At 62.1% G+C, this 21,060-nt stretch carries 15 protein-coding genes; 8 read left to right on the forward strand and 7 right to left on the reverse strand.

The features are described from left to right. Positions 1–10 precede the first annotated feature (10 nt). Positions 11–163: a T9SS type A sorting domain-containing protein gene (locus tag J4G38_RS29090; protein ID WP_394371002.1), complete on the forward strand. Its 153-nt coding sequence runs from the start codon at positions 11–13 to the stop codon at positions 161–163. A gap of 70 nt (positions 164–233) precedes the next feature. On the opposite strand, the gene J4G38_RS00010 is transcribed toward J4G38_RS29090, so the two are convergent. Further along, positions 234–1,631 carry a PQQ-dependent sugar dehydrogenase gene (locus tag J4G38_RS00010; RefSeq protein WP_210519980.1) on the reverse strand — a complete coding sequence of 466 codons (1,398 nt, stop codon included), beginning with the start codon at positions 1,629–1,631 and terminating at the stop codon, positions 234–236. A gap of 140 nt (positions 1,632–1,771) precedes the next feature. On the opposite strand from J4G38_RS00010, the gene J4G38_RS00015 reads away from it, so the two are divergent. Next, positions 1,772–2,230 (forward strand): GNAT family N-acetyltransferase, encoded by a 459-nt coding sequence (locus tag J4G38_RS00015; RefSeq protein WP_210519981.1) that lies wholly within the window; start codon positions 1,772–1,774, stop codon positions 2,228–2,230. 6 nt (positions 2,231–2,236) lie between these two features. Here J4G38_RS00015 and J4G38_RS00020 read toward each other — a convergent pair whose 3' ends face one another. The 3 genes from J4G38_RS00020 to J4G38_RS00030 form a co-directional block, all read right to left on the reverse strand. Next, positions 2,237–2,848 (reverse strand): DNA-3-methyladenine glycosylase, encoded by a 612-nt coding sequence (locus tag J4G38_RS00020; protein ID WP_210519983.1) that lies wholly within the window; start codon positions 2,846–2,848, stop codon positions 2,237–2,239. Between the two features lie 6 nt (positions 2,849–2,854). Further along, on the reverse strand, positions 2,855–4,762 hold the full coding sequence (locus J4G38_RS00025; RefSeq protein ID WP_210519985.1) for a carboxypeptidase-like regulatory domain-containing protein: 1,908 nt from the start codon (positions 4,760–4,762) through the stop codon (positions 2,855–2,857). Between the two features lie 81 nt (positions 4,763–4,843). Next, a complete protein-coding gene (locus J4G38_RS00030) occupies positions 4,844–5,845 on the reverse strand; it encodes an aspartate-semialdehyde dehydrogenase (RefSeq protein ID WP_210519986.1) in 1,002 nt (333 codons plus the stop codon). A gap of 591 nt (positions 5,846–6,436) precedes the next feature. On the opposite strand from J4G38_RS00030, the gene J4G38_RS00035 reads away from it, so the two are divergent. Then, complete coding sequence (locus J4G38_RS00035; RefSeq protein WP_210519988.1) at positions 6,437–8,191, forward strand: T9SS type A sorting domain-containing protein; 1,755 nt, start codon at positions 6,437–6,439, stop codon at positions 8,189–8,191. On the opposite strand, the gene J4G38_RS00040 is transcribed toward J4G38_RS00035, so the two are convergent. Beyond that, complete coding sequence (locus tag J4G38_RS00040; RefSeq protein WP_210519990.1) at positions 8,164–9,606, reverse strand: glycoside hydrolase family 2 TIM barrel-domain containing protein; 1,443 nt, start codon at positions 9,604–9,606, stop codon at positions 8,164–8,166. The two genes, J4G38_RS00035 and J4G38_RS00040, sit on opposite strands and share 28 nt — an antisense overlap. Before the next feature lie 465 nt (positions 9,607–10,071). Here J4G38_RS00040 and J4G38_RS00045 point away from each other — a divergent pair, with 465 nt between their 5' ends. From J4G38_RS00045 to J4G38_RS00060, 4 genes are all read left to right on the forward strand, one after another. Beyond that, positions 10,072–12,384 carry a glycosyltransferase gene (locus tag J4G38_RS00045; RefSeq protein ID WP_226163020.1) on the forward strand — a complete coding sequence of 771 codons (2,313 nt, stop codon included), beginning with the start codon at positions 10,072–10,074 and terminating at the stop codon, positions 12,382–12,384. A 267-nt stretch (positions 12,385–12,651) separates the two neighbouring features. After that, the gene (locus J4G38_RS00050; protein WP_210519993.1) at positions 12,652–15,249 is read left to right on the forward strand and encodes a lamin tail domain-containing protein; all 2,598 of its coding nucleotides are present in this window, start codon (positions 12,652–12,654) and stop codon (positions 15,247–15,249) included. 198 nt (positions 15,250–15,447) lie between these two features. After that, positions 15,448–17,019, forward strand: coding sequence for a DUF1800 domain-containing protein (locus J4G38_RS00055; RefSeq protein WP_210519995.1), 1,572 nt, complete (start codon positions 15,448–15,450; stop codon positions 17,017–17,019). 93 nt (positions 17,020–17,112) lie between these two features. Then, positions 17,113–18,327, forward strand: coding sequence for a DUF1501 domain-containing protein (locus J4G38_RS00060; RefSeq protein WP_210519997.1), 1,215 nt, complete (start codon positions 17,113–17,115; stop codon positions 18,325–18,327). A 25-nt stretch (positions 18,328–18,352) separates the two neighbouring features. On the opposite strand, the gene J4G38_RS00065 is transcribed toward J4G38_RS00060, so the two are convergent. After that, a complete protein-coding gene (locus J4G38_RS00065; RefSeq protein WP_226163022.1) occupies positions 18,353–19,204 on the reverse strand; it encodes a hypothetical protein in 852 nt (283 codons plus the stop codon). Positions 19,205–19,406: 202 nt separating this feature from the next. Here J4G38_RS00065 and J4G38_RS00070 point away from each other — a divergent pair, with 202 nt between their 5' ends. Then, positions 19,407–20,189: an energy transducer TonB gene (locus J4G38_RS00070; protein WP_210520000.1), complete on the forward strand. Its 783-nt coding sequence runs from the start codon at positions 19,407–19,409 to the stop codon at positions 20,187–20,189. An 8-nt stretch (positions 20,190–20,197) separates the two neighbouring features. On the opposite strand, the gene J4G38_RS00075 is transcribed toward J4G38_RS00070, so the two are convergent. Then, entirely contained in the window at positions 20,198–20,965 is a 768-nt protein-coding gene (locus tag J4G38_RS00075; RefSeq protein ID WP_210520002.1) for an alpha/beta fold hydrolase, read from the reverse strand. Positions 20,966–21,060 lie beyond the last annotated feature (95 nt).

Below are 21,060 nucleotides of genomic sequence, written 5' to 3' on the forward strand. Positions count from 1 at the left end.
CCGGGCCACCCTGCTCAACGCCCTGGGCCAGGTGGTGCGGGAACAAGCCCTGACCAACGCCGCCGAACAAACCCTGCCCACCCGCGGCCTGCCCACCGGCGTCTACACCCTGCGCGTGGCCCGCGCCGGCCAGCTCCTCACCCGCAAAGTCGTCCTCGAATAACCTCCTGCGCATTTTTTCAACAAAAAGAGCCGGCAATTGCCGGCTCTTTTTGTTAGCGGTTATTCCCGAATTATTCCACTACCAACTTGCGGGTGGCGGTGCCCGTGGGGCCGTCGGCCTGCACCAGGTAGCTGCCAGAACGCAGCGCCGAAAGGTCCAGCGTGGCGGTGGTGCTGGCGGGGCGCACGGTGAGCACGGGCCGGCCCAACAGGTCGCGCACGGTGAGGCGGACGTTGGGCGCGGGCAGCTGCACGGTGGCCTGGCGGCGGGCCGGATTCGGGAATAAATCAAATGAAAAGGCGGCGGCCGCGCGCGTGGCGCTGGCCACGTAGGCCCGGTTTTCGAGCACCAGAATCTGGTCATCGGTGGCCGAAGGCGTGCCCCGCCCGTCCTGGTTGCTGGTACCGATGTACACCTTGCCCTGCGGCGACACGCAGATGGCCCGCAGTCGTCCAAATGCGGTCAGGAAATCGGTGCGGGAAGGAATGGTGAGGCCGGCGGCGTCCAGGGTGAGCTGGGTGAGCTTGTGGTCTTTGAGCACCACCAGCGGCAGGCTGCCGCGCCAGCCGGGAATGGCGGGGTGGTCGTAGTACGTGATGCCGGCCGGGGCAATGGTGGGCGTCCAGGTGGTGAGGGGCTCGCGCACGTTGTTGGCGGTGCAGAAGGTGGCCTCGGCGGGCAAGTCGCAGTAGCCTTCCACGTTGGGCCAGCCGTAGTTGCGGCCGGCCTCAATCTTGTTGATTTCGTCGTCGTTGTTGGGGCCGTGCTCCGAGCTGTAGATGCGGCCGTTGGGCAGATGCACCAGGCCCTGCGGGTTGCGGTGGCCGAAAGTATAGACCGGGTTGCCGGTAATGGGGTTGTTGGCCGGCATGCTGCCGTCGAGGTTCAGGCGCAGAATTTTGCCGTTAAGGGCAGCCGTGTTCTGGGCCTGGGGCTGCAGTTGGGCATCGCCGGTGCTCATCAGCAGCGTGCCATCGGCGAGCACGAGCAGGCGCGAACCGCTGTGCGAGGTGGTGGCATCAATGCCGCCCAGCAGCACCAGCGGCGCCGTGAGCGTGCCCGCCGTAGCCGAATACGTGTAGCGCACCAGTTTCTCCTTGAGGGCGCCCGCGTCGGTGTAGTTGTACACCACGTACACGTAGGGCGAGGTGGCAAACTGCGGGTGCAGCGCCAGGCCCAGCAGGCCACTTTCGCCGGTGGGCGTCACGTCGGGCAGCGTGAGCAGGGGCAGCACCTGCCCGGTGGCGGGGTTCACCCGGCTGATGCGGCCGAAGCGCTCAGTCATCCAGAGGAAGTTGTCGGGGCCCCACACCAGTTCCCACACGGTGTTCAGGTTGGTGGCCAGGGCTGAGGCTGTAACCGTGGTGGTGCCCACCGGGAAGGTGGTCAGGGCGGGGGCCTGGGCGCAGGCCGCGAGGGGTAATCCCGCGGCCCAGAAGACCAGCGTGGCGTGGCGTAGAATTTTCATGGCGATAGGCAACGGGGTTAGAAGGAGGAATTTTACTGCTCAAAATCATTAAGTTAACGAAATCGCGGCCTGACCGGATGCCTTATTCCCGGCGCACGGCCCTTTTTGTAGCTTGCGGGCGCATTCCAAATCCCCTTTTCATGTCTGATTTCTTCACCGCCACCCACCCCGCCGGCTACACCCTCAGCACCGACCCGGCCCGGCTCGACGTGGCCGCCGTTCACCGCTGGCTGAGCGAGGACTCGTACTGGGCCCGGCACATTCCGCGGGCCACCGTGGAGCGCGCCATCGCCAATTCCCTCAATTTCGGCCTCTACGCCCCCGATGGCCGGCAAGCCGGTTTCGCCCGCGTGGTCACGGACCGGGCCACGTTCGCCTGGCTCTGCGACGTGTTTGTGCTGCCCGAGCACCGGGGCCACGGCCTCGCCAAGTGGCTGGTGAAGCAGATGCTGGCCCACCCCGACCTGCAAAACCTGCGCCGCCACCTGCTGGCCACCTTCGACGCCCACACCCTCTACCAACGCTTCGGCTACGAGCCCCTGGACCGCCCCGACCGCTGGCTCGAAATCAAGCACCCGAACCCGTACCCCGCGCCGTGATAATTGCTACTTCGCCGGGCTGGTCCACTTACTGTCTCTGATTCGAAAGCGCCACGGCAGCCCCGCCGCTTCCGCCCCGGCGTATTCCAGCCCCACGCGGGCGCTGGCCGTTATTCCTTCCGGCGCGATGGCTTCGCCGTGGTCCTCAAACCAAATTACATCGCCCGCCACTGACAGGCCAGTGAGGGCGGGCGTGATGCCCAGGGCCTGGCTCAGTACGCCGGGGCCGGCCGTGAGGGCCCGTTTGGCCGCCGGCAGCCCGCGCCGGCGCAGCATTTCATCAAGGCCAATGGTGGGCTCCACGGCCCGAATCAGGACCGCATCGGGATGCCCGGCGTCGTGGGTCGTGATGTTGAACAGCGCGTGGCGGTTGTAGACGGTGTAGATGTAGGCGTGGCCGCCGGGCAGGTGCAAGCCCTGGGCCTGGTGCCGCTTGCGCTGCAGGTGCAGGGTTAGGGAATGGTCGCCTTCGTGCCGGTACGCTTCCGTTTCCACGATGCGCCCGGCGGTGAGCACGCCGTCGATGTGCGTGCAGAGGTGCTTGCCCAGCAGGTCGCAGGCAATTTGCAGGGGGTCGGGCCCCTGGAAGAAGGTGGCGGGTAGTTTGGCAGGTTTCATCGATAATCAGCGGACGCGGTACAGCAGCCCAATGCTCAGCAGCCAGTGGTTCGGGGACCACGGCGGCGTAGCGGTGGGCTGCTCGTTCACGCGCAGGCTTACGTCGGGACTGGCCAAATCGATGGTGGCCGAGCGGCGGGTGAGGAAGAAACCGCTGGTTTCTGCTACCTCCAGCTGGGTGCGGGTGCTCAGGGGCAGCAGGTAGCCCAGGTCAGCCACCAGCTCTATTTTGTGGCTCAGCTCCAGGCCCAGGCCCAGGGTGGGCAGCACGGCATCACTCACGGATTGCACGTGCAGCATCAACTCATCGGCGGCGAGGTGGGTGCCATCTACCCGCAGCCCGGCATCGGGGTTGCCGAAAGTGCCCAGGTTGCGGCCCACCGTTTGGCGACTGAAAGCCAGGCCCGCCCGCCCGTACAGCGGCCGGTGGCGCGGCAGCAGGTTGCGCTGATAGCTCAGCCCGGCCTCCCAGCCATCGCCGCTGAACTGCCGGTACACACTCCGGGTAGCCAGGCGCACGACCAATTCCCGAGTCAATTCGAACTGGTATTCCGCGCTCGAAAAAACCGTAAGGTCCTGCGCCGCTACATCGGAAGTACCCTGCGCCCGGAAGCCATAGCCCGCCGGCGCATAGCCCAACGCGAGGTGCGCGGCGGGCACCGTCAGCGGCCAGGCCCCCACCGCAGCGCCGTACCGAAAGCGGCTGAAAAACTTCCCCAGCGGGCTTTCGCTGGCCGGCTCGTCCGGGGCCGGGCTCCCCGACGGGGGCCGGAACAGCGAGTCGGCCCGCTGCTGGCGCTGCTGGTCGAGCAGGGCTTTTTGCACGGCTTCGGGCGGCAGCAGCGTGGTGTGGCCCTGCCAGAAGGACGAATCATACGGCACGGTGTTGTGCAGAAACACGTCGTTGTACTGCGCCCGCTCGGTGTAGCTCAGCGGCGGGGCCTGGGCCGTGTCGATGGCCGTGGTCAGAAATTCGCCAAAGTAATTCAGCGGCGGGCCAATTAACTTGACTTTGGTCTGCCACCACACGGTTTTCAGGTGCCAGCGGCCGGCGTAGGGCTGGTAGGTTACGCGCAGGGCCCGGTAGTCGGCCGGGTTGGTCGAATTCCTGAGGCCGGCGGTGGTGTAATGCCACTCGGCCCCCAGAAACGTGTAGGAGTCCTGGTCGATGTACATCCGGCCCGCAAAATCGGCGCGGTGGTTGCCGGCCCGGGGCGCGAACGTGACGACGTACACCGGCCGGTCCTGGTAGGTGCTGCCGGGGGCCAGCCGGTAGTCGTAGTCCCGGAAATGCTTCGGGGCAATGAACTGCGCACGCCGGTGCACAAAGTCGCCCATGTGCACAATGAACGGCCCACCCGCCCAGTCAATCTTCACCAGCTGCTTATCGGAGCGCAAATCCACCCGGCGCGACTGCCGAATCTGGACTTCGCCACTCTCGACGCGCTGCTGGTAAGGCACCTTGAACACCGTCAGCAGCCCCTCCACCAGGTAGCGCGGCCGGCCCTCCGCGTCGTTGTCCGACTCGCGGTAGAAGCCCGTGAGCTGCGTGGGCCGCGTGGGGTAGTTGCGCGGAATGCGCGCCACGGCCTCCCGCACAATGCCCTCCACCGAAGCCGTTACCCGCACCTCACCCAGCGCCGCCGGGCTGATTTGCAGCTCGATGCGCAGCTCTGGCCCCGGCAGTGGCGGCAGCGCCTGCGCGTATTTGCGGTAGCCCAGCAGCGCCACTTCCAGCCGGGCCTGCTGGAATTCGGCCGGGATGCCCAGGGCGAAACGTCCGTCCTCGTTCGTGCTCGTGCCGATGCGGTTATCGGCCACGCCCACCTGCGCATTCGGGATGGGCTGATGGGTTTCGGCATCAATGACCCGGCCGCGCAGCAAAATGGGGCCCTGCGCAAGCGCCGGCCCCATTGGAAGTGTCAACCAAAGCAAAAAAATGCAGCGCGCTATAACCGTCATCACTTCACAACGCCGCTCCATCGGTTTTCCATATTAGCCGGCCACCGGCACCAGCTTCTCCAGCAGATACTCGGCAATCTGCACGGCGTTGGTGGCGGCGCCTTTGCGCAGGTTGTCGGCCACAATCCACATGTTGAGCGTCTTGGGCTGGGTTTCATCGCGGCGCAGGCGGCCCACCAGCACGGCATCTTTGCCGTGGCTGTCTTTGGGCATGGGGTAGGTATTGGTTGAAGGGTCATCCACCAGCTCCACACCGGCCGTATTGGCGAGGATTTCCCGCACGTCGGCCAGGTCAAATTCCTTCTCAAACTCCACGTTCACGGCTTCGGAATGGCCGCCCATCACCGGAATGCGCACGCAGGTGGCCGTGACGCGGATGCCCTCGTCGCCCATGATTTTCCTGGTCTCGTTCACCATTTTCAGCTCCTCCTTCGTGTAGCCATTGGGTTCGAACACGTCGATGTGCGGCAGCACGTTCAGGTCGATGGGGTGCGGATAGGCGGGGTTGCTGGCCGTGTGGCCGGCGCGCTCCTCCATGAGCTGGTCCACGGCTTTTTTGCCGGTACCGGTCACGCTCTGGTAGGTACTCACCACGATGCGGCGCACCTTATAAGCCTTGTGCAACTCATTCAGCGCCACCACCATCTGGATGGTCGAGCAGTTCGGATTGGCGATGATTTTATCGTCGGCCGTGAGGGTGTCAGCATTCAGCTCGGGCACCACCAGCTTCTTGGTGGGGTCCATGCGCCAGGCCGAGGAATTGTCGATAACGGTGGTACCCACGGCGGCAAAGCGCGGCGCGTGCTCCTTGCTCACCGAGCCGCCGGCCGAGAAAATGGCAATATCGGGCCGGGCCGCAATGGCGTCGTCCATGCTCACCACCGGGTATTTTTTACCCTCAAATTCAACCAGTTGCCCCACCGATTTGGCCGAGGCCACAGGCAGTAATTCAGTTAGCGGAAACTGGCGCTCAGCCAGCACTTTCAGCACTTCGGTGCCCACCAGGCCGGTGGCGCCCACAATAGCAAGTTTCATGAGAATAAGTAATTGACAAACGGCCTCCTGGCGGCCGTCAAAAGCAAATATCGATAACAAAGCAGCAAATACGTCGGGTACCCCACGGGACTAATCCTGAATAAACGGGCAACCGCCGCAGATACCACGCCTGCTTCGCCTTGCCACGCCAACTCTTTTTGAATAGCACACTCATTCAATTCAACCGGTTGACTTAGGCGGAATTATTCTATAATCAGAAGCCATTGGGAATTTTATTTTATTGCATTTTATTTTTAAATCGTTTATAATCCTAAATTTATCAAGTATAAATCAATTTAGGATTTTTCAGGATTAACCATCTTTAATTATCACAAAAATTGCCGTATTTAATGTATTTTTTTATGATTATATTCTGTATAAGTTTGTGCTTATAATTTATTCTTACAAATTGTTATGAACTCCAAACTTATACTTTTCTTCTTTTTAGCGCTTTCGATACCAAAAATTGTTTTCGCTAATAATTACTACTTAAGCAATAACGGCAATGATGCCAACCCAGGCACTTCCCCAGCACAAGCCTGGCGGACTACGGCCCGGGTTAGCGCAACCCATTTCCAGGCGGGCGACCAGGTGCTACTCGCCGGAGGGCAGGTTTTTACGGGTGGAATTTGGGTGCGCGGCAATAGCCAGGGCACTGCCATTCAGCCCATTGTCTTCAGGTCTTATGGTTCGGGGAAGGCCACCATTCAAAGCAACGACTCCTATGGGTTCTACGCTCACAACGCGGCCGGCATCGAGGTGCGGCAGTTGGCTTTCGTAGGTTCGGGCCGGCTTACCAACCAGAGTTCGGGCGTTATTTTCTACCTCGACTCTGCGAACGCACACTTGCAGCATCTGCGGGTCGATAGCGTGGAGGTGAGCGGCTACCGGGACGCGGGCCTGTCGGTGGGCAGCTGGAACGACGCGAGTGGGTACGACGACGTGCGCATCACCAACAGCCAGCTACACGCCAACGGCGAAGCGGGGCTCAAATCGTATGCTTTTTACCCTTTGCAGGGCTATGCGCACCACAATTGGTACGTTGGCAATTGCACGTCTTACGACAATTCGGGGCAGACCACCGTTACTACCACGCACACCGGCAATGGCATTGTACTGGCGGGGATTGACGGGGCCGTGGTGGAAAAGTGCACCGCCTACCACAATGGCTGGCTGAACGCCAATCCGGCGGGCGGCCCGGTGGGCATTTGGGGCTGGAGCTGCAACAACCTTGTGATTCAGCAGTGCGAATCCTTTGGCAATCAGTCGGGTACCACAAAGGATGGCGGGGGATTCGACCTTGACGGCGGCTGCACCAATTCGGTGATGCAGTACAACTATTCGCACGATAACCAGGGGCCCGGCTACCTGTTGGCGCAGTTTCCGGGGGCGCCGGCGATGCACGACCTCACCGTGCGCTACAACATCAGCCAAAACGATGCACGCGGGTACGGGCAGGGTGCCATCGAACTGTGGTCGTCGGGGGCCAACGGGGGCATTGTTCGGGCCAATATTTATAACAACTCGGTTTACCTGAGCCAGCCCGCCGACGGCTCTTCGCCGAAAGCGGTGTACATGGCCAGCGGCGACATTACCGGCATTACGCTGCGCAACAACATCTTCCAAACGAGTGCCGGCCTGACGGTACTTGCCAGCCAGGCCACCACCGGGCTGCGCCTGGAGGGCAACTGCTACTGGAGCACCAGCGGGGCGCTGAACCTGGACTGGAATGGCACTTCCTATAATACGCTGGCGGCCTGGCGGACCGGCACGGGGCAAGAAACGCTTAACTCGGGCACCCGCACCACGGGCTTTTGCGCCGACCCGCACCTTGTGGCAGCAGCCACGGGCGCGGCCCCGCTCAGCAGTGCACTGGCCGGGTACAATCCGGTTCCGGCATCGGCCGTGGTTGGAGTTGGCCTTAATCTGGCAGCCGAATTCAGCCTCGACCCCGGGCAACGCGACTTCTTTGGCAATCCCACGCCCGCGGCCAGCACGACGGGCAATGTGGGAGCATCGGAAGCCCGGGGCGTGCTGGCCACCCTGCCCGGCGTTGGCAACGGGCTTGCTGGCGTTGCCTGGTGCCAGGTGTACCCCACCGTGGTACATGGCGAAATTCATGTGGTAGCCGAAGCGCCGTCGTCATTCGCGCCGGCACAGGCCGTCGAGCTGCAGCTGTTTGACATGCTGGGCCGCCAGTGCCGCCGCTGGACCCAGCCCAGCGGCCTGTTGCGGGCCGGCGGCCTCACGCTGCCAGTAGCGGGCTTGCCAACCGGGCAGTATGTGCTGCGCGTGCAAAATGGTACGCAGCAGCTGCGTCAGTCGCTGCTGGTAGCGGCCGAATAAGCTGCTGCCTTCGGCGCGGGCCGCACCAGTACGGGAATGTTGGCCGTTGCAACGCTGCCATGCCCATCAAAAACGCGCACGTACACCCGGTAGGCCCCCGGCCGGCTGGGCATACGAATAATGGCCTGCCGGCCCGCAACCTTTACCACGCAGCCCGGCACGGGCTCCAGCGGCGTGGCTACTTCTTTGATTTCGGCGCCGGGCCGCATTTCGGGCAACACTTCCCAACGGGCCGTCAGGGAGTCACCTTCGGGGTCGGTCACGCGCACCACGGCCGGGTAGCGCTGGCCCGCCCGCAGCGTCACTTCATTGGCCGCCGCTTGGCCGGCCAGCCGCAGCTCGGTCAGGTGGGGGCTGCGATTGGCGGGATAGTGCTTTCGCCACAACAAGTGCATCTCGTCAACCGATTCGGTTTTTTCACCGGACGGCTCGAATAAGCTGAACCAGGTAGGCGTGTATTCAAATTTTGAGCCCCAATAAAACAAGTAGCTCCCCAAACAGCGGTTGGAGTCGGCCTGAATAACCTGCCGGTATCGGCTGCTGATGAACTCCGCTTTGCCAGCACTGGTCTGCTCTTCGGGGGCTTTCCAGAATGTTGAGTCCGTTTCCCAGAAGCCTTTGCCGCCATATTCGGTCACGATGTAGGGGCGTTTCCAGCCACTTTTTTGTACCCGCTGGGGCAAATCAAGCAGTCGGCCGTAGGAATTTACCGACATAATATCTACTTCAGGGGCCAGCTGCTGCAGTTGAGCACCTTGGAAAATCAAATCGCCATCGCCCAGGGATATGGTGACGGGATGGTAGGGGTCCAGTTCGTGAATCATTCGGGCAATGGCGTTCACGGACTTAAACAGCCGCGGCCCGGACGTGGTCAGCTCTACTTCGTTGCCCACATTCCACATCAGCAGCGCCGGATGGTAGCGGTAGCGCAGCACCTGCTGCCGCAGGCGCTGTAGCTGCGCCTGCACCATTCCGGGGTCGTAGTAGCTGAAGTAGCTGCTCTCCGGCTCCAGCCACAGGCCCAGCATGATGGTTACGCCCCGGTGCTGGGCTTCGTCCAGGAGCGGGGTAGCGTAGTCGACGCTCCACAGCCGAGCAGAATTGCCGCCGGCCTCCTGCAATTGGGCAAACCGCTGCAAACCGCCACCGCCACGTATAAAATAGGGCTTCCCCCCGCGGAGCAGCTGGAAGCCGTGCGCTGTTTTCTGCACCCTCACCGCGACTACTTCCTTGGGCAGCCCGACCCGGGAGGCCGCCCGGCCATCGGCGCCCGCAGGCGTTTGGTCGCAGCCCGTGAGCAACGCGCCTCCCCAGCCAGCCAATAGCACCCACTTTACTACGGCGGCCGCTGCTTGCCAGGCAGCCGTGCCAAGGGTAGTTGCAGCGTTGGATAATTCCTGAGGGTAATTCTTCATGTATGCTTTTTGTGCAGATGGGTTCGGTAGAATTCAATTAGCATCGTGGCCTTTCACAATACCATTGGCATAACAGCGGCGCCAAGATTTACGGCACTTTTACACTAATTAGTTTTATTTTTTTATTACAAATCTACAGACGGGCTTGGCGGAAATTAAACCTAGCTACGCTATCACCAGCGCCAATAGTGGCAAATACCACTAGTGCAATTTTTCAATAACGGATGTGGCTTTTCAAACCAATATCCAGATTGTTGCGTTATTTTTATGGTAATTCAGTAATTTGTTCTACTATCAGCCTGTGCTTTACCCCGGTTTATGACCCCGATATCCACTCCTACTCCCATTGCTATCAGGCTTAGTGAGGCACCAAAATCATCTTATCGACTGCACTTTCGCAAAGTAGCAGGCCTTACCGCTATGCGGTGGCTTGTGGTGGCCGGAGGGTTGTGCTTACTCAATTTTTTGTGGTGGTTTTTCACGACGTTGCGCATGGGCTACGCGCCGCTTTTCTGGATGCTGGCAGTTTCGCTGGGCTTCAAAATGCTGCGCATGGTTCACGAATGGGGACACTACATACAGGTGCGGGAGCCCGTGCCCCCCGCCTATGTACCCGCCCAGCACCGCGTGGATGTGCTGACGACGGCCTGCCCGGGCGAACCCCACGCCATGATTATCCGGACGCTGGAAGCGATGCAGGCCATCCGGTACCCGCACACGAGCTACTTGTGCGACGAAGGCGACGACCCGGTGCTCCGGGCCGCGTGCGCCCGCCTGGGGGTGGTGCACGTTACGCGTCAGGTAAAAATCAATGCCAAAGCCGGCAACATCAACAACGCACTGCGCCAGGCCACGGGCGACATGTGCGTGGTGCTGGACCCCGACCACGTGCCCACGCCCGATTTCCTGGACCAGGTAATGCCCTACTTTGAGGATGAGCGGGTGGGATTTGTGCAGGTGGTGCAGGCCTACGGCAACCAGCAGGAAAGCCTGGTAGCCCGAGGGGCCGCTGAGCAGACTTACCACTTCTACGGCCCGCTGATGATGGGCATGAACGGCTACGGCACCGTGCAGGCCATTGGGGCCAATTGCACGTTTCGCCGCGCGGCCCTGGATTCCATCGGCGGGCACGCGGCGGGGCTTACAGAAGACATGCACACGGCCATGCTGCTGCACGCCGCGGGCTGGCAGTCGGTGTACGTGCCCAAAGTGGTGAGCCGGGGATTGGTACCGTCCTCGCTGGTGGCCTTTTATTCGCAGCAGCTCAAATGGTCGCGGGGCGCTTTCGACCTCTTGTTCCGGGTGTATCCCAAGGTATGCGGGCGCTTTACCTGGGCCCAGCGCATCCATTATCTGCTGCTGCCGCTGTATTTCTTCTCGGGGGTGGTGGCCCTGATTGACCTGACGCTGCCGGTGCTCTCGCTTTCACTCAGCCAATTTCCCTGGATGGTGAAGCTGGAGGATTTGGCCCTGCACGCGGTCCCCCTGGCTGGCATGTCGCTGCTTATTCGCTGCTACGCTCAGCGCTGGTTGCGCGAGCCTGGCGAGGGCGGCTTGCACTTAGCCGGCGGCTTTTTGCGCATTGGCTCGTGGTGGGTGTACACGCTGGGGTTCGTCTATGCGGTAATAGGCAAGCGCGTAGCTTACCTGCCCACGCCAAAGGAGGGCCGCTGGGAAAACGAATGGCTCCTGACCCTGCCCAACCTGGCCCTGGCAGCGATGCTGCTGGCGGCCTGCAAGTACGGCCGGCTAACCGCCTACAGCCATTACACCAACATCATGGTGGTTCTGGCCTTGGGGAATGTCGCTATTATGCTGGCGGCTACGGTTATGGGGCAGCACAAGGCAGTGCGTAACTTCATCAGCGACATGGCAACCTGGCCATTCCGCTGGCTGGTGCTGCGCTTGCACCGGCTGGCGGCAGCCATCACAATGATGCTGGTTCCGCGTTTGCGCCGCTTCAGCCAGGTTGTGGCCTTTAGTGGCCTGGCCACGATGGGCACTTTTTACTATGTACAGGAAGATGCACTGGTGCGCATCCCGCCCAAATGGCTGCTCACCGGCGACCAGACCGTGCACATTGGGCAGGAAATCCCTTCTGCCATTCACCACAACGCCGGGAGTGTTTTTGCGGGGCTGTGGGCCGGGCCATCGGCCACTCCGGCGGGTTGCGACATCGCCGCCCTTGCCATTCCAACGCCTGGCCCCGCATCGCAATTGCCTGCGCTGGTAACCAATATTGCCAGGCAGCACCAAGTGCCGCTGCTGAGCTGGACGGTGAACGCCGAGCACATCCAACAAAAAAATTACTGGCAATCCGTGGCCCGGCAAGTAGGAAAAGTGCCCGGCCCGGTGCTGTTGCGGCCTGTTCTGAATGCCCCTACTGCCATGAGTTCCCGCCTGGCCTGGCAGCAAATGGTGAAGGCTTTCCGGCGGGAGCACGTGACGAACGCCGTGTGGGTCTGGACGCCTGAAACGACCGATTCCCTGCTGCAAAAATTCCCGGGCATTGCGTATACCGACTGGGTGGCCAGCCCGGTACAAGGCACCGATGGCACCGCGCACTACCCAACGCTGCGGGCTCAGCTAGCCAGGGACCTGACCTTGCACCAAGTGCCGGTATTGCTCCTGGCCCCCACTCCCGAAGACAGCCCGGTGAGCGTGGCCAATGACCTGGCCTGGAAATACCCGGAGGTGAAAGCCGTGGTGTTCCCGGCTGCCACACCGCCCACTTTCCCCAACCGCGCCAGCTCGAACGTCCTGTTCAGCACCCGGTAGTCGGGTTTGTCAGGCCCGCTAGCTACTTTTCTAGCCGGCGAATTTATTTTGTTGCGACCGGATGGGACGGGCCTACGACCCAAAGCATGGCATTGCCCCCGTGGGCAACGACTGGCTTTGAGTCATTTTTTTGCTGTTCCAAATACCCCCTTTTTTCTTTATAAACAGCTGTATGCGCCAACGGCAATGGGGTTGTAGAGCAGCCGAAGCAGTAGTATCATTAATAAGGGCTTACATTGGGCACAGCTAATACCAGCCTGCTACTCAATGAAGCATCTATTACTACTGTTTTTCTTTTTGCCCTTCCTGGCCTCGGCTCAGCTGGCCGAGAATTTCACCGACGGCAACTTCACCGCCAATCCCGCCTGGGCCGGCGACGCGGCCAGCTTCCAGGTACTCACGCAGCAGCTGCAAAGCAACGGCGCGGCCGTGACCGGCACCCAGATTGCCCTCAGCACGCCCTGCCAGGCCAGCACCGGCACGGTGTGGGAATTCTGGGCCAACCTGCGCTTCGCCACCAGCTCCGGCAACCTTGCCGATATCTGGCTGATGGCCTCGCAAACCGACCTCAAAAACACCAGCAACACGGGCTATTTCGTGCGCCTCGGCGGCACCGCCGATGAGGTGAGTCTGTTCCGTAAAGACTCGACCCGCACCGCCGTGCTCGTGATTGATGGCCTTGATGGCACCCTGGCCAGCACCACCAATAACCTGGTGCGCGTGCGGGTGACGCGTACCACCGCCAACCGCTGGACCCTGGAACGCGACCTCACCGGGGCCCGCGCCTTCGTGGCCGAAGCCGCCCAGCCCATTGATGCCACCTACCAGCGCAGCAACAACTTCGGCGTGTCGCTGCTCTATTCTTCGGCCAACAACCGGGGCTATTCCTTCGATGACTTTGCCGTGACCGATGCCACCGCACCGCTCCTGGTCCGCGCCGTACCCGTCGATTCACGCCGGCTCGATGTCGCTTTCAACGAAGCTGTGGCCCCCACCAGCGCCACGTTGCTGGCCAACTACCGCCTGCAAAGCGGCGCCGTACCCACGGCGGCCCAAATTCTGCCCAATAATTCGGCCGTGGTACGCCTCACCTTTGGCGCCGATTTCGTGACGTCAAACGTGCTGGAAGTCCGCGGCGTAGCCGACCTCTTTGGCAACGTGGCCGCCGGGCCCCTGCCGGCGGTTTTTGCCGGGCCGCCGGTGGCCCCGCAGGTGGGCGATTTGCTCATCACCGAAATTTTCGCCGATGAAACGCCGCAAGTAGGGTTGCCACTGTCGGAATACCTGGAAATTTATAACCGCAGCCCTACCAAAGTGCTGAGCCTGGGCGGCGTGCGCCTGGGCAAAACCAGCACCGCCACCTTCGCCGTGTTTGCCGATACCGCCCGGCTGCTGCCCGGCCAGTATGCCGTGGTGTGCGGCAGCACGCGGATAAGCCAGTTTGTGCAGCCCGGCATCAAGGTGTACGGGCCCACCAATTTCCCATCCCTGAGCAATGGCGGCGATGATTTGGTGCTGCGCGGACGCGATGGCCGCACGCTGTTCGAAGTCAATTATTCGGACACCTGGTACGGCGACGCGCGCAAGAAAGACGGCGGCTGGAGCCTGGAAATGATTGACGCGAACAACTACTGCGCCGGGGCCGACAACTGGACCGCCAGCACCGACGCCAGCGGCGGCACGCCCGGCAAGGCCAATTCCGTGCGCGCCGCCCACCCCGATGCCCTTGCTCCCGCCCTGCTCCGCGCCGTGGCCCTGAACGCCACCACCGTGCGGGCTTACTTTTCCGAGAAGCTCGACAGCACCTCGGCCGCCATCATCAGCCGCTACGTGCTCAATCCGGCCCTGGCCGTGGTGCGTGCCGCGCCGGTCGCGCCCGATTTCCGACAGGTTGATTTGACGCTGGGCTCGGCGCTGCTGGCCAGCCGCCCCACCACCCTGGCCGTGCAAACGGCCACCGACTGCGCCGGCAACGCCAGCGGCGTCCTGCAGTCGGCCACCTTCGCCCTGCCCGAGGCGGCCGCGAACGGCGATGTGGTGTTCAATGAATTGCTATTCAACCCCCGCGTGGGCGCGGTGCGGTTTGCCGAAATCCTGAACCGCAGCACCAAGTTCATCGACCTGCAGGGCTGGCAGATTGGGAATCTCAAGCCCGATGGCAGCGTCGATGCCGACGTGCTCAGCACCGGGCCGCTGGTGCTGGCGCCGGGCCAGCTGCTGGCCTTCAGCACCAGCACCAGCATTATTCAAGCCCAGTACTCCACCAGCAGCGACCCCGCCAACCTGGTGCAGCTGAGCAGCTTTCCCACCTTTCCGGACGTGAGCACGGCGTTGCTGTTCACTGGCAACGGCATTGAAATCGACCGATTTGCCTACAGCAAGGACATGCACCTGAGCCTGCTATCCACGCAGGACGGCGTTTCGCTGGAGCGCATTCGGGCGGCGGGCCCCAGCACGGGCAGCAACTTCCACTCGGCGGCCGGCGCGGTGGGCTACGCCACGCCTGGCCGGCCCAACTCGCAGGCGCAGGACACGCCCGGCGGCAATCAGGAGCTGACCGTAGAGCCTGAAGTCTTCACGCCCGACGACGACGGCCAGCAGGATTTTGCCACCCTCACCTACCACCTCGACCAGCCCGGCTACGCCGCCACCGTGACGGTGTACGACGCCCTGGGCCGCCTCACCCGCCGCCTTGTGCGCAACGAAACGGTGCCTGTCAACGGCCTCGTGCAGTGGGACGGCATCGACGACAAGGGCCACAAGGCTTCGGTGGGCTACTATATTCTACTGGTCGAGCTGTTCCGGCCCAGCAGCGGCGAGAAGCACGAATACAAAAAAACGGTGGTGCTGGGCGCCCGGTTTTAAGGCTGTGCTTAACGGGAAATAAAAGACCGTCATGTCGAGCGCAGCCGAAACAGCTTGCCTGTGGTGGCAACTCAACCGTTCGACGGTCTTGATTACTGCTGCACGCGAGATGCCTCGGCTGCGCTCGACATGACGGTCCGGGTTGGGCTTGCCTTCTTTCCTGTTAAACCCCAGCCCTGCATCCGCGTCTTAAGGGGCATGAATAGCAACCAGCAACTTCAGCACCTCTACTGGCGCGCCGGCTTCGGGCCGCGCCCGCAAGATGTGGTCGCCGGCCTCAGCCCGCGCAAAGCCCTGCGCCAGCTGCTACACGATTCCGCTGCGTACGAGCCATTGGTGGGCCGCGACCTGAACTACGCCGACCCGCAGGGCATGGTGATGACGGACCCGGCCTCGACCAAAAACAACCCAGTGCCCAATGGCATGGTCACCATGCCCGACCAGCCCGCGCCTCCCGGGACGCCGGCCGCCCCCGTACCGGCCATGCGCCCACGCGCGGCCTTCAGGGGCGGCACCATTGCGGCGGGCGTGCCCCGCCTGCGCCGCGCCGACCTCACGCCCGAGCAGCGCAAAATGCAGAACGAAGGCATCCGCGACGCGTTCAACAACATGAGCACGGCCTGGATGGACCGCATGGCCACCTCACCCGCCCAACTGCGCGAGAAAATGACGCTGTTCTGGCACGGGCACTTTGCCTGCCGCGTGCGCCAGCCCGATGCCGCCCTCAGCCTGCACAACACCACCCGGCAGTACGCGCTGGGCAAGTTTCCGGACTTGCTGCTGGCCGTGAGCCAGGAGCCGGCCATGCTCCAATTCCTCAACAACCAGCAGAACCGCAAGGAGCACCCCAACGAAAACTTTGCCCGTGAGGTGATGGAGCTGTTCACCCTGGGCCGCGGCAACTACACCGAGCAAGACGTGAAGGAAGGCGCCCGCGCCTTCACCGGTTGGGGGTACGACTACCAGAACAACTTCAAATTCCGGGAGCGGGAGCACGACACCGGTTCCAAAACCTTTCTGGGCAGCACCGGTAATTTCACGGGCGAAGACGCGCTGAAACGCATTTTGGAGCAGCCCGCCGCCGCCACGTTTCTGACTACCAAAATCTACCGCTTTTTCGTGAATGATGTGCCCAATCCGGCGCACATCGAGCCACTGGCCAGCGCTTTCCGCAAGAGCGGCTACGACATCGCCGACCTGATGGAGCGCCTGTTTTCGGCCGACTGGTTTTACGAGCCGGCCAACGTGGGCACACACATTAAGTCGCCGGTGGAGCTGCTGGCGGGCATTCGCCGCACGCTCAACGTCAAAATCGACAACGAGCAGCCGCTGCTGGGCTACCAGCGGGCCCTGGGCCAAAACCTGTTTCAGCCGCCCAACGTGGCCGGCTGGCCCGGCGGCCGTAACTGGATTGATTCGTCGTCCTTGCTGCTGCGCTTGCAGTTGCCCTCCATCCTGTTCAAAAACGCCGAGTTCGCGGTGGCGCTCAAGCAGGACGAAAACGACATTGCCCCCAACCAAACCAAGGCCGAGCGCACCGTGCGGCCCGGCGCGGGCGCCCACCTGCCGCTGGCCCCGCTGCAACAGCTGCTCGGGGCAACCCCCACCATCCAGCAGCCCAAAAAGCTGAGTGAATTCCTGCTGCAAACGCCAATCCGGCCCGAGAACCTGCAGCTGGTGCAGCAGGCCGCTCAGCAAAAAGAGCCCGCCGAGGTGCTCCGTGCCACGCTGGTCAGCCTGCTGAGCCTGCCCGAATACCAGCTGGCGTAAATATATAACCGTGAATAAAAAGCACGTCATGCTTTGCTGCGCGCTGCATGACGTTCAGGATTATTTACCACCCTCGCCCACCCAATCAAAACCATGGCCTCCACCCGACGCGAATTCCTCCGCACTTCCGCTTTGGCCAGCACTTTGCTGCTGGTGCCCAAGTTCCTGCACGCCCTCGACCGGGGGCCGGGCCTGGCCCGCCTGAGCGATGCCACCGGCGCGCGCCGCCTCATTGTGGTGCAGCTCAGTGGTGGCAATGATGGTTTGAATACCGTTATCCCCTACAAAAACGACCTGTACTACAAGGCCCGGCCCACGCTTGGCCTCAAGGAAACCGACGGCATTCTGGCCCTGGAGAAGGACCTGGGCCTGCACCCCGCGCTCAAAGGCTTGAAAAGCCTGTATGACCAGGGCCACTTGGCCGTGCTCAACTCGGTGGGCTACCCCAACCCCGACCGCTCCCACTTCCGCTCGATGGACATCTGGCAGTCCGGTTCGGGCTCCGACCAGGTGGTGAGCACCGGCTGGCTGGGCCGCTACCTCGACTCGAATTGCCCGGATTGCCAGCGGCCCTACAACGCCCTCGAAATCGACGACACGCTAAGCCTGGCCATGAAGGGCAGCCAGCGCAAAGGCCTGGCCCTCAAGAATCCGGACAAATTCCACCAAATCACCCAGAACCGGTTTCTGTCGAAGGTGAGCAAGGAAACTACGCCGGAGCACCAGGACCAGGTCGACTACCTGTACAAGACGCTGGCCGAAACCGCGTCGTCGGCCGACTACCTGTACGACAAGTCAAAAATCTACAAGTCGACGGTGGCCTACCCGAACTCCGACTTCGGCAAGAACCTGAAAACCACCGCCGAGCTGATTAATTCCGGTGTGGAATCGCGGGTGTACTACCTGGCTCTGTCCGGTTTCGATACCCACGTGCGGCAGCATGAGCAGCAGCAGCGCCTGTTCACCGACCTTGGCGACGGCTTAGCCGCGCTGGCTGATGACTTGAAAAAGAACAACCAGTGGGACAACACGCTGGTGGTGGTGTTCAGCGAGTTCGGCCGGCGCGTGGGCCAGAACGCCAGCAACGGCACCGACCACGGCACGGCCAACAACGTGTTTCTGGCCGGCGGCGCCCTCCAGAAAAAAGGCGTGATAAACGACGCCCCCGACCTCGTGAACCTCGACCAGGGCGACCTGCGCCACCAGGTCGACTTCCGCAGCATCTATGCCAACGTGCTCAAAGACTGGCTCGGGGCCGATGACACGGCCATTCTAGGCACCGGCTTCGAGCGGATGAATTTCATTTAACAGGTAGCAAGTAACAGTTAAATGACTACAACGGCACGTTGAATCCGAACGCCCAAATAGCCTGGATGGAGCCAAAAACGTGGGTAGCCCGGCCCACCCGGTCATCGCCGAGGTAGGTGTTGGTGTAGTCGGCGAAGGCGCCCTGAATGTCGGTTTGCAGGAAGAAATAGCGCAGAACATCGGCTTTCAGACCCACGCTGCCGCCCGCCACGAAGCCGTGGTAGTGGAACGGGCCTTCCTGGTGGTTGCCGAGCACGGTGGAAATGGTGTAGGAAATCATCGGTCCCGCGCCCACCTTGCCCACGGCGCTCACTTTGAAGAGGTGCCGGTCCCAGAGCACCTGGTGCTTCACCAGGTTCACCATGAGGTAGTTGTTGCCGTTGGTGTGCTGCAGGTGCACAAAATCGGGCGTTACCAGCGTGTCCTTGTCAATGTAGTGCCCCCGAATATTGCCTTGCACGTGAATCACTTGGTTGTCATCGACCACGTACTTGAGGTGGTTCCAGCTCACTTCGATGCCCAGGTTGTGCTTGTCGTGAAACAGGTAGCCCAGCGTCATGTCGTACTGCGGGATGGTCCAGGAATTGAACCGCCAGAAATCCTTAAAATCAGGCTTATCGCTGGCGTGGGCGTGCAGAAAGGTGAAATCGTAGTTGTCGGTGGTTGTGTTTTTGAAGCGAATATCGCTGCGGCTGTACCAGTCGCGGTTGTAGCCCCAGCTGAAATAGATGCTGCCGTGCGGCTTCAACTCGGGTGGAATGGGAGCCGTGGACGGCACGGGAGCAGCGATGGGGTCGATAACCGGAACTATGGGCTGGGCAAATGCCGCCCCGGCAAGGCCTAAGGCCAGGCCCGACAACAATAGAAAAAATCTCATTGAAACTGAATAAGGAACCTAGAAGATACCCGCGGCTATAAAAAGTGCGCGAAGATAAGTCGCAAGTCGGCGAATTGTTTGGCTTACCAAGCAGAACAATGCGGCGGCCCTACCAGCCGGCTGGCCCAAAGCAGTGGCTACAAACCGCAGGAAAAGGCTTGTGCAGTAGCTTGCGCATAAAATCCACTATTCTTCTGCCCACTTGAAAAACCCACTCCTCGCAGTGGCCGCCGCGGCTGCGGTCTTCCTGGCCTCGCTCGCCCCGGTCCACGCCCAAACGCCCGCGGCCGGAGCCTACACCGGCCCCCGCTACCCCGGCGGCCCCGATTCGCTGCGGGCCTTGGTGTACCGCAGCACCCAGCTGGCCATGCCGGGCCTGACAGGGCTGGCCGTGGTGCAGTTCGAATTAAAGGAGGGCCGCCAACCCGGCAATTTCAAGCTATTGGGGCCCGACCAACCGAAAAACTCGGCCCTGGGCAAAGCAACGCTGGCTGCGTTGGGATACCTCCAGGCCCAGATGCCCGCCTGGCAACCCGACCCGGCAACGAAGTCGGGCAAAAAATCAACGGTGGTGCTTTCCCTCCGTTTTGGTATGCCAAAAGGTGCACAGCCCTACGCCGACCAGGAACCGTCCTTTTCGTACCTGGCAGACCTGCCTACGACTGATTCCAACCATAGCTCAGAAGCAGCGGTCAACTTCGCTCCTGCTACGTATCGCAGTTTGGCCAACTATATCCAGCGACAGGTTCGGTATCCGGCCGATGCCCTGCGTAGCCATCAGGAAGGCCGGGTGAACGTCTATTTCGAAGTAGCCGAAAATGGGGCTATCGAGCATCTTGTAATCGTAAGCTCCGCAGGCAATGCCCTCGATGCCGAAGTGTTGAGCGTGGTCATGAGCCTCCGAGCCGCAACCAAACCGGCGATGCTGCAAGGCCTGCCGGCACGCATATATTACGTGTTGCCCATCACTTTCAAGATGATTTAATTCAGCACCTACCGCCCAAACACCGCCTCGGCCAGCGCCAGCACCGCCCGGCGCGTTTCCGTCGGCTGTTCCAGGTACGAGAGGTGGCCGCTGTGCTCCAGAAACAGGGCCGCGCCCACGGGCGGCAGCGCGGCCTGGCGCACGGCGTCGTCGAAATGCACGGCTACGTCGTGCTTGCCGGCCACCGTCAGCACCGGAAAAGTGGCGCTGCTGAGCACCTTGGTGCGCTCGGGGCGGGCGGCCATGCCGCGCAGGGCCCCGGTGATGGTAGTGGCGAGGGTCGCCTTCCCGATTTCTTCCAGCAGGCCGCGGGCTTCGGTCAGCTTGTCGCGGTTGGTGGGAGCGAAGAGCGGGCGCACGAAGGATTCCATGAACTTGGCCACGCCGTGGCGCTCCACGAAGCTGATATTTTTCTCGCGGTTCTGGCGCTTCTCGTCGGTGTCGGCCAGGGCCGTGGAGTTGATGAGGGCCAGGCCGGCCACGCGCTGGGGCCAGCGTTCGGCCAGGGCCAGGGCCACGTAGCCGCCCATGCTGTGGCAGACAAGCAGCACGGGGTCGGGGCAGCCTTTTTGGTTGAGGTACTCGATGACGTAGCGGGCCTGGGCCTCCATCGAAAAATCGGCCACGGGGGCTACGTTGGTGCCGTGGCCGGGCAGGTTGGGCGCCAGCAGCCGGTAGCCGTCGGGGAAGGCGCGGGTGAAATCGGTCCACACTTCGCGGCTTTCGGCGAAGCCGTGTAGGAAAACGATGGTGGGGGGAGGGGACGGAGCAGCCATGGCCACAAAAGTAACAGAGTCTGCAACGCGGCTTCGCGGGCACGCCCTTTATTTCGGTCGGGCCCAAGCGGCGTGGCCCAGCCCCAGCCGTCGCC

Origin of the sequence: Hymenobacter terricola (assembly GCF_017921975.2) — a bacterium.
Taxonomy (GTDB): domain Bacteria; phylum Bacteroidota; class Bacteroidia; order Cytophagales; family Hymenobacteraceae; genus Hymenobacter; species Hymenobacter terricola.

What these genes read in the sequence shown, in the direction of transcription:
- J4G38_RS00010 (WP_210519980.1), bottom strand. Translation starts at nt 1,631, where the DNA reads ATGAAAATTCTACGCCACGCCACGCTGGTCTTCTGGGCCGCGGGATTA.
- J4G38_RS00015 (WP_210519981.1), top strand. Translation starts at nt 1,772, where the DNA reads ATGTCTGATTTCTTCACCGCCACCCACCCCGCCGGCTACACCCTCAGC.
- J4G38_RS00020 (WP_210519983.1), bottom strand. Translation starts at nt 2,848, where the DNA reads ATGAAACCTGCCAAACTACCCGCCACCTTCTTCCAGGGGCCCGACCCC.
- J4G38_RS00025 (WP_210519985.1), bottom strand. Translation starts at nt 4,762, where the DNA reads ATGGGGCCGGCGCTTGCGCAGGGCCCCATTTTGCTGCGCGGCCGGGTC.
- J4G38_RS00030 (WP_210519986.1), bottom strand. Translation starts at nt 5,845, where the DNA reads ATGAAACTTGCTATTGTGGGCGCCACCGGCCTGGTGGGCACCGAAGTG.
- J4G38_RS00040 (WP_210519990.1), bottom strand. Translation starts at nt 9,606, where the DNA reads ATGAAGAATTACCCTCAGGAATTATCCAACGCTGCAACTACCCTTGGC.
- J4G38_RS00050 (WP_210519993.1), top strand. Translation starts at nt 12,652, where the DNA reads ATGAAGCATCTATTACTACTGTTTTTCTTTTTGCCCTTCCTGGCCTCG.
- J4G38_RS00055 (WP_210519995.1), top strand. Translation starts at nt 15,448, where the DNA reads ATGAATAGCAACCAGCAACTTCAGCACCTCTACTGGCGCGCCGGCTTC.
- J4G38_RS00060 (WP_210519997.1), top strand. Translation starts at nt 17,113, where the DNA reads ATGGCCTCCACCCGACGCGAATTCCTCCGCACTTCCGCTTTGGCCAGC.
- J4G38_RS00065 (WP_226163022.1), bottom strand. Translation starts at nt 19,204, where the DNA reads ATGAGATTTTTTCTATTGTTGTCGGGCCTGGCCTTAGGCCTTGCCGGG.
- J4G38_RS00075 (WP_210520002.1), bottom strand. Translation starts at nt 20,965, where the DNA reads ATGGCTGCTCCGTCCCCTCCCCCCACCATCGTTTTCCTACACGGCTTC.